The organism is Pseudomonas sp. BN505, from assembly GCF_029873175.1.
GTDB lineage: Bacteria > Pseudomonadota > Gammaproteobacteria > Pseudomonadales > Pseudomonadaceae > Aquipseudomonas > Aquipseudomonas putida.
Genome location: NZ_SSOI01000021.1, coordinates 47,803 through 60,053 on the forward strand (window position 1 = coordinate 47,803; position 12,251 = coordinate 60,053).

Annotated in this window: 11 protein-coding genes; 6 read left to right on the forward strand and 5 right to left on the reverse strand. The window is 61.8% G+C overall.

Features of this window, described 5'->3' with window-relative positions; all coding sequences use genetic code 11:
* Positions 1-255: 255 nt before the first annotated feature.
* From tpx to E8E78_RS03820, 5 genes are all read right to left on the reverse strand, one after another.
* A complete protein-coding gene (tpx, locus tag E8E78_RS03800) occupies positions 256-756 on the reverse strand; it encodes a thiol peroxidase (RefSeq protein ID WP_016499320.1) in 501 nt (166 codons plus the stop codon).
* A 167-nt stretch (positions 757-923) separates the two neighbouring features.
* Complete coding sequence (locus tag E8E78_RS03805; RefSeq protein ID WP_049275940.1) at positions 924-2,204, reverse strand: serine/threonine transporter; 1,281 nt, start codon at positions 2,202-2,204, stop codon at positions 924-926.
* A 405-nt stretch (positions 2,205-2,609) separates the two neighbouring features.
* Positions 2,610-3,641, reverse strand: a complete 1,032-nt coding sequence (locus E8E78_RS03810; RefSeq protein WP_080889225.1) for an RHS repeat-associated core domain-containing protein — start codon at positions 3,639-3,641, stop codon at positions 2,610-2,612.
* Positions 3,642-4,035: 394 nt separating this feature from the next.
* Positions 4,036-5,232 (reverse strand): amino acid aminotransferase, encoded by a 1,197-nt coding sequence (locus tag E8E78_RS03815; RefSeq protein WP_016499317.1) that lies wholly within the window; start codon positions 5,230-5,232, stop codon positions 4,036-4,038.
* A gap of 225 nt (positions 5,233-5,457) precedes the next feature.
* Positions 5,458-6,483 (reverse strand): Ldh family oxidoreductase, encoded by a 1,026-nt coding sequence (locus tag E8E78_RS03820; RefSeq protein ID WP_049275941.1) that lies wholly within the window; start codon positions 6,481-6,483, stop codon positions 5,458-5,460.
* A gap of 142 nt (positions 6,484-6,625) precedes the next feature.
* Here E8E78_RS03820 and E8E78_RS03825 point away from each other — a divergent pair, with 142 nt between their 5' ends.
* From E8E78_RS03825 to E8E78_RS03850, 6 genes are all read left to right on the forward strand, one after another.
* Positions 6,626-7,498 (forward strand): MurR/RpiR family transcriptional regulator, encoded by an 873-nt coding sequence (locus E8E78_RS03825; RefSeq protein ID WP_016499315.1) that lies wholly within the window; start codon positions 6,626-6,628, stop codon positions 7,496-7,498.
* 22 nt (positions 7,499-7,520) lie between these two features.
* On the forward strand, positions 7,521-8,273 hold the full coding sequence (locus tag E8E78_RS03830) for a transporter substrate-binding domain-containing protein (protein WP_016499314.1): 753 nt from the start codon (positions 7,521-7,523) through the stop codon (positions 8,271-8,273).
* Between the two features lie 145 nt (positions 8,274-8,418).
* Complete coding sequence (locus tag E8E78_RS03835) at positions 8,419-9,138, forward strand: ABC transporter permease subunit (RefSeq protein WP_049275942.1); 720 nt, start codon at positions 8,419-8,421, stop codon at positions 9,136-9,138.
* Positions 9,135-9,845, forward strand: a complete 711-nt coding sequence (locus E8E78_RS03840) for an ABC transporter permease subunit (RefSeq protein ID WP_016499312.1) — start codon at positions 9,135-9,137, stop codon at positions 9,843-9,845. The genes E8E78_RS03835 and E8E78_RS03840 overlap by 4 nt, the downstream gene beginning before the upstream one ends.
* A 16-nt stretch (positions 9,846-9,861) precedes the next feature.
* Positions 9,862-11,106 carry an FAD-binding oxidoreductase gene (locus tag E8E78_RS03845; RefSeq protein ID WP_016499311.1) on the forward strand — a complete coding sequence of 415 codons (1,245 nt, stop codon included), beginning with the start codon at positions 9,862-9,864 and terminating at the stop codon, positions 11,104-11,106.
* A gap of 22 nt (positions 11,107-11,128) precedes the next feature.
* On the forward strand, positions 11,129-11,911 hold the full coding sequence (locus E8E78_RS03850; RefSeq protein WP_016499310.1) for an amino acid ABC transporter ATP-binding protein: 783 nt from the start codon (positions 11,129-11,131) through the stop codon (positions 11,909-11,911).
* Positions 11,912-12,251 lie beyond the last annotated feature (340 nt).

Sequence of the window (12,251 nt, forward strand, 5' to 3'; positions counted from 1 at the left end):
AGGTTTACCTTTGGCTGACGTTGCCAAGACGCTGAACTTTAAATGAAAACGGCCCGGAAAGCGTTCCGGGCCGTTTCAGGGTGTTGCTTGGAGTAGTGGCGGGCTGAAAGGTTTCGGTTGCCTGGGCTGGCCCTTTCGCGGGTGAACCCGCTCCCACAGGTACCGCACAGATTTCAAAAGCTGTGCTTTACCTGTGGGAGCGGGTTCACCCGCGAAGAGGCCACCACAGGACTCAGCCGCCCTGCCCCGCAACCTTTACTTCAGTACTGCCAGCGCTGCATCGTAGTTCGGCTCGTCAGCAATTTCGCCAACCAGTTCGCTGTGCAGCACTTTGTCGTTTTCATCCAGCACCACCACGGCACGGGCAGCCAGGCCGGCCAGCGGGCCGTCGGCGATGGCAACGCCGTAGTTTTCGAGGAACTCGCGGCCACGCAGGGTCGACAGGTTCTTCACGTTTTCCAGGCCTTCTGCACCGCAGAAGCGTGCTTGGGCAAACGGCAGGTCGGCGGAGATGCACAGCACCACGGTGTTGGCCACATCGTTGGCCTGGGCGTTGAACTTGCGCACGGAGGTGGCGCAGGTTGGGGTGTCAACGCTCGGGAAGATGTTCAGCACCTTGCGCTTGCCGGCGTAGTCCTTCAGCGACTTGTCAGCCAGGCCTTCACCGACCAGGGAGAATGCCGGAGCCTGGGCGCCGATTTTCGGCAGTTCGCCGTTGACCTGAACCGGGCCGCCTTTGAGAGTCACTTGAGCCATGACGAAATCCTTATGCTGGGTTTGAAAAGGACACTGAGTTAAGCATGAAGGCGGCCGGGTGCCTATGGGGGCAGGTGAAATTGTTCTATTGCCGGACAATTTTTGTGGACAAAAAAATGCCCAGGTTGCGACAAGCGACCCGGGCATTCTTTATTTCAGGCAGCGAATCAGCTCAGCAGGCCGTACACCACCGAGGTCAACGCAACAAGGCCGACCACTACAACGAACACGTTGGAGGCTGCACCGCTGTACTTGCGCATCGACGGTACACGGTGGATAGCGTACATCGGCATCAGGAACAACAGCACCGCAAGGATCGGGCCGCCGAGCGATTCGATCATGCCGAGGATGCTCGGGTTGAGGGTGGCAACGATCCAGCACACCACCAGCATCAACGCGGCTACCACGCGGTCCAGGGTTTTGGCACCCGGGCGTGCACCGGTCTTGGCGATAATGCCCTTGAGGCCTTCACTGGCACCGATGTAATGGCCCAGGAACGACTTGGCGATGGCCACGAAGGCGATCAGCGGCGCAGCGAACTCGATGGTCGGGTTGCTGAAGTGGTTGGCCAGGTACGACAGGATCGACAGGTTCTGTGCCTTGGCTTCGGCCAGTTGGGCGCTGCTCAGGGTGAGCACGCAGCTGAACACGAAGAACAGCACCATCACCACCATCAGCAGGTGGGCACGGCGCAGGATCTGGCCGCTACGCTCGTCGGCATGCTCGCCGTAGCGGCGTTTCTGGTCGACGGCGAAGGCCGAAATGATCGGCGAGTGGTTGAACGAGAACACCATTACCGGAATGGCCAGCCACAGGGTGTGCAGGAAGGCCGAGGCCGGCGGCACCTGAGTGGCGCTGTCGAGGATGCCACCGGTCCAATGCGGCACCAGGTACAGGCCCAGCAGGGCCAGGGCGACGATGAACGGGTACACCAGCAGGCTCATGACCTTGACAGTGGCCTGCTCGCCACAGCGCACGATGGCCAGCAGGCCGAGGATCAGTACGAACGACAGGATCACACGCGGCGGCGGCTGCATGTGCAACTGGTGCTCCATGAAGCTGGACACGGTGTTGGTCAGTGCCACGCTATAGATAAGCAGGATGGGGAAGATCGCGAAGAAGTAGAGCACGGTGATCGCGGCACCGGCGTTACTGCCGAAGTGCTCTTTGACCACTTCGGTGATGTCGCCACCATTGCGCCCGGAGAGCACGAAGCGGGTCAACCCGCGGTGGGCGAAGTAGGTCATTGGGAAGGCCAGTACAGCCAGGATCAGCAGCGGCCAGAAACCGCCAAGCCCGGCGTTGATCGGCAGGAACAGGGTCCCGGCGCCAATGGCCGTGCCGAACAGGCCCAGCATCCAGGTGGTGTCGTGACGCGCCCAGCTGCCGAGAGTGGCGGGGGTCGATTCTACAAAGCGTTGTTCAACGCTTGGGGCCTGCTCATTCATTCCGGGTGAAGCTCCACTCGCAAGACTGTAACAGGCTGAGAATGGCGAAATAGTGCTATCGCCCAACTCAACCGGAAAAGAGGGGCGCGATTGTGCACCGAAAGGTTGCACTTGCGAAGCCCTTTTCCGAGAGGCGGTTGCACTTGTCTTTACAAGTAGGCCGCGCCAGTGGGTTGCAAAGGTGGCTGTGGGAGGGGCCTTGTATCGCGAATAAGCGCGCAGCCGAGCAGTGTCCATGGAGGGTTTTTCTGGCCGGCAGCGAGTGTTTCGGCAGCCCGTCGAGGGTTTCTCGGGTGCAAACCGGACAGGGGGTCACCTTTGGACAGACAGATAAAGAGCCGCCAGATGGGGAGCATTCAGATACTCTACAGTGGCCGCCTGTGGTGAGGCTTAGGTAAACATGTGTCAGTATGCATCGCGAGGCCTATCGACAATCCCTTGCCTACTCCACTCGGCAAAATGGTTTGCGTTGTTCTTTAACTTGTATGGATTCCTGATGGTACCTACGCGTATTTTTTTCGATGTCCCACCCAAAAGGCCATGTACCTTCGTAAACATGTACCCGTCGCTTGTTGCACCTTCCCAAGTTCCAACCGTTGAAGTGTACCCTGAAGACTGGGCATTTGTTAGCGCTGCCATTTCAGACGCCACTGATTTTCCCGTTGTTGGAGATTTCATCGCGGAATAGCAAGCGAGAAAGTGTGTTTGCCTTCCTCGCATCTCTACGCCACCTTGGACAAGCATATCGTGAAGACTCTGAACAGACACCGGAATATGCACATTGGCATCTGGGTGAACACTAATAGCCCCGGGCATTCCATGCGCGCTAATATAAAGGGTTGGCAGATTGCTTCCAGACCGTTTATTGGATTCGAACGCTGTGAGACTGCCTAAGCGAAATACAACTTTTCCTTCATATTTTTTTGCAGTCACCATTGGCACCAACGAAGATCCAGTCACTCGACCAAAAGCGCTATTGACCCTGCTGAAAACACTCAAGAGGGTGACTGGGGCATGCCCATCCGGATCAATATAATTTACCGGATCCCCTGCGCAATAACCGTAAGCATTCAGACCGCCTCGGCCAAAGGGACTCAAATGATCGGGAGATAAGACGCGCATTAAGCCAGGACCGTAACTGCGGTAACCATTGCCAAGTATATAGTGGCCAGAAAATGCGTCCAGGTAGTATCCGGCATAGCCGATCAGACCTGGCGAATTGGCTGCGACACTATTCCCACCATAGGCACAGTAGTGAATACTGCGAGACCTTTCTAACTCTACAGATCCTAGGACTGAGGCCTGCTTATCTCCCCACACAATTCGGGTAACCAAATCGCGCTCTGCGAGCACCTCTCGATCATGGCGAATGACTTGCTGAACCCCCTCTTTCGCCTGGAAGGTGTGAGCTTGCCCCGCGCAATAAAACAGCCTCATTACTCGCCCTCGCACTTGGAGTAATTTACGGAAGAGCAAATATACGCGACCGGACCTTATGACAAAACTGGCAAAAATGACAGGGAGTTTGGACCTTGTGAGATCTGTTCAATTCCGGCTGCATGTTCCTTGGAACGCGTGTATCAGCGATACTGTAGAGGACGACTGTGGGAGCCGCGCTTGCCGGCGATCGGATGCGAAGCAGGTCCAACGCAGGCGACACCCTTTTGACGGATTGTGATTGACTTGAGACTTTGGGGCCGCTGCGTAGCCCATCGCCGGCAAGCTCGGCTCCCACATCGAATGCGGCAGGCTTGCGGGCAGAGTTCCCTGCAGAACCGCAGCCCGTAAGGGCTGCGGTTCTGCAGGAGGGCCACGCAGGGCCCCTGCAGGGTTACTTCTGAACAGCAGCGAACGCTTCGGCAACCTGTTGCAGATTGGCCGGGCGCAAGCCGGACATGCACACGCGGCCACTGTCGATCAGGTACACGCCAAACTCGTCACGCAGGCGGCGCACTTGCTCGACGCTGAAGCCGGTGTAGCTGAACATGCCACGCTGGCGCAGGAAGAACTGGAAGTCCTGGCCTGGCAGCAGCACGGCCAGGGCATCGACCAGCGCCTGACGCATGTCGAGGATACGCTTGCGCATCACTTCGACTTCCTCGGCCCACTGGGCATTGAGGGCTGCATCGCTGAGCACGCCTGCAACCAGCTGGGCGCCAAAATTGGGCGGGCTGGAGTAGTTGCGGCGCACGGTTGCCTTGAGCTGGCCAAGCACGCTCTGGGCAGTGGCGTCATCGTCGCAGACCACCGACAGGCCCCCTACCCGTTCGCCGTACAGCGAGAAGATCTTCGAGAACGAGTTGCTGACCAGGCACGGCACACCGGCACGGGCCATTTCGCGGATGGCGTAGGCGTCTTCCACCAGGCCTTCGGCGAAGCCTTGGTAGGCGATGTCGAGGAACGGGATCAGCTGGCGTGCCTTGACCACTTCGACCACTTGTTGCCACTGGTTTTGCGTAAGGTCGGCACCGGTGGGGTTATGGCAGCACGGGTGCAGCAGTACCACGCTGTTGGCCGGCAGGGTCTGCAGGGTAGCCAGCATGCCGTCGAAGTCCACGCCACGGGTGGCCTGGTCAAAATACGGGTAGGTGTGCACCTTGAAGCCGGCGCCTTCGAAGATGGCGCGGTGGTTGTCCCAGGTCGGGTTGCTGACCCAGACTTCGGCCTGCGGGAAGTAGCGCTTGAGGAAGTCGGCACCGACTTTCAGGGCGCCGGAGCCACCCACAGTCTGCACAGTGGCCACGCGACCGCCGGTCACGGCCGGGTGATCGGCACCGAACAGCAGCGCCTGGATGGCCTGGCGGTAGCTGGCCAGGCCTTCCATCGGCAGGTAAAGGGACGCTTCGTGGTCCTGGCCGGCAATGCGTTTTTCCACCGCATCCACAGCCGCCAGTTGCGGTACTACGCCAGCCTCATCGTAATACAGGCCGATACTCAGGTTGACCTTGTCGGCGCGCGGGTCGGCCTTGAAGGTTTCCATCAGCGAGAGGATCGGGTCGCCGGCATAGGCATCGACATGTTTGAACACAGCGTGCAGCTCCTTGGATCAGGACAGTTCGAAAAGGCAGACCTGAGCATACCCGGAGTGTGCGCTCAGGAACATCCACTATTGTGCAAGGTTGTCTATGCAACATTGCATGGCTTGGGATTTGTGCTGGATTCTTCGCGGGTAAACCCGCTCCCACACGGGTACCACTGCCCTTGGAACCTGTGCAGTACCTGTGGGAGCGGGTTTACCCGCGAAGAGGCCGGGTCAGCCAAGCAGCGCTTTCAGCCCCTGCAGCTCCTGCTCGGTTAGCGCCACCCCCTCCTCCTCGGCCACCTCGCGCTCACGATAGCGCCGCTCACCCGGCATACGCGTCAGGCCCACCGCCTGCATCTGCTCCACCAGTTCGCGGCTGCGCTGGGCAAATTGCTCGCCTTCTGCCTTGCCGGGGTCGATGACGATAAGCAGCTGCCCGGTCCAGGGTGTCTTCGCCCCCGGGTGGCCCGACCAGTCGAATTCCCAGGAGAAATTACCCCCGGTCAGCGCCGCCGCCAGCAACTCGACCATCATCGACAACGCCGAACCCTTGTGCCCGCCAAACGGCAGCAAGGCGCCGCCTTCGAGAATGGCCAAGGGGTCGGTGGTCGGTTCGCCATTGGCGTCCACGCCCATGCCTTCCGGCAGTCGCTGGCCGGCACGCGCGGCAATCTGCACGTCACCGTGGGCCATGGCGCTGGTGGCCATGTCGAAGACGATCGGATCGTGTTCGGCACACGGCGCCGCAAAAGCGATGGGGTTGGTACCGAACAGGGGCTTGCGTGCGCCATGCGGCACCACGCAGGTCATGCTGTTGACCACGCTCAGTGCCACCAGGCCCTCGTCGGCGAACGGTTCTACATCCGGCCACAGCGCGGCGAAGTGGTGCGAGTTGTGGATCGCCAGCACGGCAATACCCGCGTTGCGCGCTTTGGCTACCAACAGCTCACGGGCCGCTGCCAACGCCGGCTGGGCAAAGCCGCCCGCTGCATCGACACGTACATAACCGGCCGCTACGTCGCTGACCTTCGGTGTGGCCTGGCCATCGACCCAACCGCTGGCCAACGTCGAGACGTAGCCAGGCATACGGAATACGCCGTGGCTGTGAGCACCATCGCGCTGGGCGCTGGCGCAGTTGTAAGCCAGCACCCGGGCCACGCTCTCGCTGCAGTCATGGCGCTGAAAAATGGCCTGCAACAGACCCTGCAGCTCGGTAAAAGGCATACGCACGACGGTGCTGGTGGAAGGTGCGGACATCTGAAGCTCCTTGTTGGTATTGGAATGGCTACAGCGTTGCAACGACAAAAACTTTCCGGCATGTGACAGCAATCTGTCAAATGTTGACTTGATGACAGAAAACATTCATTTTCTTCCCAAGCCTTACCCCTGGAGCCGCAGCATGAGCCAACCGATCAAGCAACGCCTGGAAAACAGCCTCGAAGGGGCCGCTGCCTCGGGCCGCAAGATCGCCACCTACATGCTCGCCAACCTGCACGAACTGCCGTTCCAGACCTCGGCCAGCATTGCCGCCAAGCTGGGCGTCAGCGAATCGAGCGTCGGGCGCTTCTGCCGCTCACTCGGTTATGCCCACCTCAAGGCGCTTAAGCAAGACCTGCAGAACGACCTGGGCGACGGCCCATGGCTGGTGGGCGACCGCCTGCAAGATTACCGCCAGAACCAGGACGCCAGTGACAACGCGGGCAGCCTGGAGCTGGAAATCGCCGCCTTGATGCGTGTGCACGAGTACCGCCAAAGCCCCACCTGGCACAGCGTAGCGCAACGCCTGGCGAGCAAGCCGCGGGTGTTCATCGCCGGTTTCCAGACCGAGCGCGGCATCGCCATGTGCATGAGCCACCTGCTGCAGTACCTGCGCGATGGCGTGCAACTGGTGGACATCAGCGCCGGGCACTTCGGCGAGGTGCTGCTGGGCCGTGCCGAAGACAGCGCCCTGGTGGTGTTCGAGGCGCGCCGTTATTCCCGCCACGCCCTGCTGCTGTGCCAGAAGGCACGCGAGGCGGGCATTGCGGTCACCCTGGTGACCGACACCTTCTGTGACTGGGCCGATGCCAACGCCGACGAAGTGTTCCGCATCCCCACCGAGTTCAATCTGTTCTGGGAATCCACCTCGACGATGCTGTCGTGGGTACACCTGATGGTCAACGAGGTCTGCAAGAAACTCGGGCCTGATGTTGAAAAACGCTTGGAAGCGACTGCCGCTCTACATAACGAATTCGTCGGCTACACCTCGTGGCCGACGGGCAAACAACAATAGCAAGAGTGCAATGAGGTGCGAGATGAACAAGACCATGGCCTTGGTGGGTGCGTGTGCCCTGCTGCTGACGGGTGCCGCCAGTGCCGAAACCCTGCGCTTCGCCACCGAGGGTGCCTACCCGCCCTTCAACTATGTAGACGCCGATAACAAGCTGCACGGCTTCGATATCGACATCACCCATGCCCTGTGCGAACAGATGAAAGTCGAGTGCACGCTGGTGGCCCAGGACTGGGAAGGCATCATCCCCGCCCTGATGGCGCGCAAGTACGACGCCGTCGTCGCGTCGATGATCAATACCGAAGAGCGCCGCAAGAAAATCGCCTTCACCGACCACTACTACCGCACCCCGCTGACCGTCGCAGTCGCCAAGGACAGCAAGATCGACAGCGCCCAGACCGACTTCGTCGGCTACACCGTCGGTGCCCAGTCGTCGTCAACCCAGGCTATTTACGCCGAAGACGTGTATGGCAAGGCCGGGGCCGATGTGAAGCTGTACCCGACCATGGATGAAGCCAACGCCGACCTGGCCGCCGGGCGCCTGGACGGGGTAATTGCCGATAAATTCCCGCTGCACGAGTGGATGACCAAGAACGGCGGGGATTGCTGCAAGATCCTCGGCGACGTGGCCGACACCAAGGCCGATGCCGCCATTGCCGTGCGCAAGGACGACGAAGCCCTGCGCCAGCGCCTGAACACCGCGCTGCAACAGATCGTGGCCAACGGCACGTACCAGAAGATCGCCAGCAAGTACTTCGCTTTCGATATCTACAACTGACCTTAGAGCCCGGCTCGCCTGATCCGGCCCTATCGCCGGCAAGCCAGCTCCCACATAACCGCACAAGGCCTGACAGATGTGCAGTCTCTTGTGGGAGCTGGCTTGCCGGCGATGAGGCCGGTAAGGTCAACACAAGGTGTTCGTCATGCTCGATCAATTGTCCTTGCTGTCCTTCGCCAGCGGAGGCTGGGGCCAGGCGCTGCTGGCCGGCGCCCTGGTGACTGTTTCACTGGCACTGGCCTGCCTGCCCATCGGTCTGCCGCTGGGCCTGCTGGTAGCGCTGGCAGCGCGCTCGCGCAAGCGCCTGCCACGGGCCTGGGCCACCACATTCTCTACGGTGTTCCGCGGCCTGCCCGAACTGCTGACACTGCTGATCATCTATTACGGCTGCCAGATCGCCGCGCAGAAAATCCTCGCGGCCATGGGCTATCAGGGTGAATTCCTGATCAACACCTTCCTCGCCGCGATGATCGCCTTCAGCCTGGTGTTCGCCGCGTTCTCAAGCGAGATATGGCTGGCCGCCTTCAAGACCCTGCCCAAGGGCCAGCTGGAGGCCTGCTCGGCATTGGGCCTGAGCAAGCGCACCGCCTTCTTCAAGGTGCTGCTGCCACAACTGACCCGCATCGCCCTGCCCGGCCTGTCGAACAACTGGCTGTCGCTGCTCAAGGACACTTCGCTGGTGTCGACCATTTCGCTGGTCGACCTGATGCGCCAGACCAACCTGGCCGTCAGCGTGACCAAGGAGCCGATGTTCTTCTATGGCGTCGCCTGCCTGGGTTACCTGCTGTTCGCAGCGCTTTCCGGGCGCGTGTTCGCCTTCATCGAACGGCGCAGTAACCGCCACCTGCTAGGAGCACGGGCATGAGCTTTGAACAACTGCTGGCACTGGTGGTGGACCCAGACCTGCTGGAACGCTACGGCCCGCGCTTCCTCGACGGCCTGCTGGTAACCGCCAAACTGGTGGCCATTTCCTTCACCCTGGGCGCCGTACTCGGCCTGTTGCTAGCCCTGGCGCGCATGTCGCGCAGCCTGCTGCTGCAGCGCATGGCCGCCGGCTACGTGTACTTCTTCCGCGGCTCGCCGCTGCTGGCCCAGCTGTTCCTGCTGTACTACGGTCTGGGTTCGCTCAAGGGCTTCTGGCAGGACGTCGGCCTGTGGTGGTTTTTCCGCGAAGCGTGGTTCTGCACCTTGCTGGCCTTCACCCTGAACACCGCTGCCTACCAGGCGGAGATCTTCCGCGGCAGCCTGATGGCCGTCGCGCCGGGGCAGCATGAGGCGGCGCGGGCACTGAACCTGAAGCGCTCGACCACCTTTTTCAAGGTGATTCTGCCGCAGTCGTTGCTGGTGGCCATCGGCCCGCTGGGCAACGAACTGATCCTGATGATCAAGGCCAGCGCAATTGCCTCGCTGGTGACAATCTACGACCTGATGGGCGTAACCAAACTGGCGTTCTCGCGCAGTTTCGACTTCCAGATCTACCTGTGGGCCGCCGTGCTCTACCTGGTGATCGTCGAACTGGTGCGGCGCCTGCTGAAACATCTGGAAGGCCGCCTGGGCCGCCACCTGAACTGACCGAAGGATACGTTCCATGCATTGCCAGACCCTTGTCCTCGGCGCCGGCATCGTCGGCGTCAGCACCGCCCTGCACCTGCAGGCCCGCGGGCGCCAGGTCGTCCTGATCGACCGCGATGAACCCGGCAGCGGCACCAGCCACGGCAACGCCGGGCTGATCGAGCGCTCCAGCGTCATCCCCTACGCCTTTCCCCGGCAGTTCGGCGCATTGTTGCGCTACGGCCTGAACCGCCAGCCCGACGTGCGCTACAGCCTGGCACACCTGCCCAAGGCCGCGCCGTGGCTGTGGCGCTACTGGCGCCAGTCGGCCCCCGGGCGCCTGGCCGGGGCCGCCGCCGACATGCTGCCGCTGGTGCAGCGCTGCGTCGAAGAACACGACGCGCTGATCAAAGCCGCCGGCCTTGAAGGGCTGGTGCAGGCCAAAGGCTGGATCGAAGTGTTCCGCGACCCGGCCCTGTTCGAGCAGGCCAAGGCCGACGCCAAAGGCCTGAGCCGCTATGGCCTGCAATTTGAAATCCTCGAATGCGGGCAGTTGCAGGCCCGCGAGCATCAGCTGGACGCCACCGTGGTCGGCGGCATCCACTGGCTCGACCCCAAGACCGTGAACAACCCCGGCGCCCTCACCCGCGGCTATGCGGCGCTGTTCCAGCAGCGCGGTGGGCAGTTCCTGCATGGTGATGCGCGCAGCCTGCGCCAGGCCAACGGCAAATGGCGGGTAGAGAGCCGCCGTGGCCCGATTACCGCCGACGAGGTGGTGGCCTGCCTCGGCCCGCAGTCGGCCGACCTGTTCAGCGGCCTGGGCTACCAGATTCCGCTGGCGATCAAGCGCGGCTACCACATGCACTACAGCACCCGTGACGGTGCGATGCTTGAGCATTCAATCTGCGACACCCAGGGCGGCTACGTGCTGGCGCCAATGGCGCGCGGTGTGCGCTTGACCACCGGCATCGAGTTCGACGCCAGCAGCGCGCCGGGCAACCAGATCCAGCTGGGCCGCTGTGAGGCCTTGGCGCGCAAGCTGTTCCCGGCCTTGGGTGAACGCCTGGACGACACGCCTTGGCTGGGCCGCCGCCCATGCCTGCCCGACATGCGCCCGGTGATCGGCCCGGCAGCCCGCCACCCGGGGCTGTGGTTCAACTTTGGCCACGCGCACCACGGCCTCACCCTGGGCCCGGTCAGCGGCCGGCTGGTGGCCGAGCTGATCACCGGAGAGCGCCCTTTCACCGACCCCGCGCCCTACAGCGCGACTCGTTTCGACTGAACCCACGCGGGAGAACAACAACATGACCGCACCACTGAGCATTGCAAGCCTTGCCCCCGAGCCCGACCCACGCCCGGTGCTGATCCGCATCGAAGGCCTGAACAAGCACTACGGCGCTTTCCAGGTGCTACACAACATCGACCTGCAGGTGCGCGAAGGCGAACGCATCGTGCTGTGTGGGCCGTCCGGCTCGGGCAAGTCGACCTTGATCCGCTGCATCAACCGCCTGGAGGTAGCCCAGCAGGGCAACATCCAGGTGGACGGCATCGACCTGGCGGCCACTACCCGTGAAGCGGCGCAGGTGCGCAGCGACATCGGCATGGTGTTCCAGCATTTCAACCTGTTCCCGCACATGAGCGTGCTCGACAACTGCCTGCTGGCACCCACCAGCGTACGCGGGCTGTCGCGCAAGGACGCCGAGGAACGGGCGCGCATGTACCTGAGCAAGGTGGGTATCGAAAGCCAGGCACACAAGTACCCCAGCCAGCTGTCAGGCGGCCAGCAGCAGCGCGTGGCGATTGCCCGGGCCCTGTGCATGAAGCCGCGCATCATGCTGTTTGACGAGCCTACCTCGGCGCTGGACCCGGAAATGGTCGCCGAGGTGCTGGATGTGCTGGTGCAGCTGGCCGGCACGGGCATGACCATGCTTTGCGTCACCCATGAAATGGGCTTTGCCCGGCAAGTGGCCGAGCGGGTGCTGTTCCTTGAGGGTGGGCAGATCATCGAAGACAGCCCGCCGCAGGTGTTCTTCAACCAGCCGCGTACCGAGCGCGCCAAGGCGTTCCTGGCGCAGATACTGCACTGAGCAAAATGTTTGATGCCTGTGCTGCCCCTATCGCCGGCAAGCCAGCTCCCACAGGTACTGCATCCGCCTTTGAAAGCTGCAGATATCCTGTGGGAGCTGGCTTGCCGGCGATAGGGCCAGTAGCACAAACTCCAGCCCCCTTCATTGCACCGCTGCAAAGAGCCAACTGCGTCGTTAAATATTATTGACCAACACCCCCGCCAAACCCACGCCGCCACAGGCCCGCATCGGTTTCAGCCCCCAAAAACCGGTGCATTCCCCGCGTTAAAGCCCTCTTCCGTCGTTTGACATATCGAACGGCTCTGGCAAGCTATCTACATGCCCCGACCGGAATCGTCGC